Annotated in this window: 2 protein-coding genes; both read right to left on the bottom strand. The window is 77.1% G+C overall.

Annotated features, from left to right (window positions below):
* Nucleotides 1–121: 121 nt before the first annotated feature.
* Nucleotides 122–832 carry a dienelactone hydrolase family protein gene (locus NH342_RS22850; RefSeq protein WP_253018646.1) on the bottom strand — a complete coding sequence of 237 codons (711 nt, stop codon included), beginning with the start codon at nucleotides 830–832 and terminating at the stop codon, nucleotides 122–124.
* A 48-nt stretch (nucleotides 833–880) separates the two neighbouring features.
* A partial coding sequence (locus NH342_RS22845) for a GGDEF domain-containing protein (RefSeq protein ID WP_253018644.1) occupies nucleotides 881–1,688 on the bottom strand: 808 nt, incomplete at its 5' end.

Here is a 1,688-nt window from a genome sequence, read left to right as displayed (position 1 = left end):
ATCCTCGCCCGAGCCTGGTGCCGCGTCATCTACCGCTGCTGGACCGACAACGCCCCCTACGACCCCTCAACCCACGGCGGCGCGCAACGCCTTCTCGCCGCCAGGGGTTGACACAGGGCTCTCAGGCCGGGCCCGGCGCCCGCAGGTGGGTGTCGAAGAAGGCGAGGATGCGCCGCTTGGCGTCGGCCGCGGCGTCGTGGTCGTAGCCGACCCCGGCGACCTTGAGCAGCGGCGAGAGCGGGGACGCCGCGGTCAGCCGGTTGAGGAAGCCGTGCCGCGCCTGCGGGTACTCGTGCACGTCGGCAGCCACCCCGGCCGCGTCGACGGCGGCCTGCACCTTCGCCGCGGCCCCGGGCAGGCTGGCGTCTTTCCCGCCGAAGCTGGCCACCACCGGGCAGGCGCCGGCCAGCACGTCGGCGACGTCGTCGGGGACCTGCCCGTAGTTGACCGCCGAGGCCGACCAGCCCGGCCGCCCGGCCAGCAGCAGCGCGAAGCCACCGCCCATGCAGTAGCCGATGACCCCGACCCGCCCGGTGCAGCGGTCGTCGTCCGCGAGCGCCGTCCGCGCGGCCTCGAGCTGGTCGAAGGCCGGACCGTGCCGCTGGGCGAGCTGGGCGAAGGTGCCCTTGAGGCACCGGACCGCCGAGCGCCCGCGGTAGAGGTCGGGCATCAGCACGACGTAGCCGGCCGCCGCCAGCCAGTCGGCCTGCTCGTGCATGTCGTCGCCGGGGCCGAAGGCGTCGTGCACCAGCACGACCCCGGGCCAGGGGCCGGGGCGGTCGGAGGTCGGGACGGGGACGGCGAGGTAGCCGTCGAGCGCGGGGGCGGTCACAGGGCCCCCGTGCCCAGTCCGCTGCCGGACCATGCGACCGCCAGACAGCTACCCCGGCGCGGCGTCGGCCACCGCGACCCGGTCGCGACCGGTCCTCTTGGCGACGTAGAGCGCGACGTCGGCGGCGGCGTAGAGGTCGTCGAGGTCCCACCCGTGCTCAGGGGCGACCGCCACGCCGGCGCTGATCCGGAGTTCCAGCGCCGACCCGTCGGGCAGCACCAGCGGCTGCGCGCGCACCCGCTCGACCAGGGCGTGGGCACGCGACGTCGCCGCGGACCGCGGGCAGCCCGGGAGCAGCACCGCCAGCTCGTCCCCGCCGAGGCGGGCGACCAGGGCGTCGTCCTGGCGCACCCCGGCGCGCAGCACCCGGGCCAGGTGCAGCAGCGCGGCGTCGCCGGCCGGGTGGCCGTGGACGTCGTTGACCCCCTTGAAGTCGTCCACGTCGACCAGCACCAGCGCGACGTCGTCGCCGGTGACCCGCGCCTGCTCCACCGCCGTCCGCGCCGCGGGGTCGAACGCCGCCCGCGACAGGAGCCCGGTGACCACGTCGACCGACACCTGGCCGCGCAGGGCCGCCACCAGCCGGGTCTGCCGGTCCCGCGTCCCGGTCACCAGCGTGTGCAGGAGCACCAGCGCGCCCACGCCGAGGACCGCGTGCAGCCCGGCCTGGACCGGCGGGTAGCTGGTGACCGCGACGACCACCAGCGCCGTCGCCGCGGTCGCCGTCGTGGCCCGGGCGGCCCGGCGCCCCAGCCAGCCGGAGGCGAAGACCACCAGCACGACCAGGACCAGCGCGGCCAGGCCCGGGGTGTCGGGGAACAACGGCCGCAGCGCGGCGACCGCGACCGCCCCGCCG

It is taken from the genome of Klenkia sp. PcliD-1-E (genome assembly GCF_024124375.1).
GTDB lineage: Bacteria > Actinomycetota > Actinomycetes > Mycobacteriales > Geodermatophilaceae > Klenkia.
This window is presented reverse-complemented; position numbering and strand designations above follow the sequence as displayed.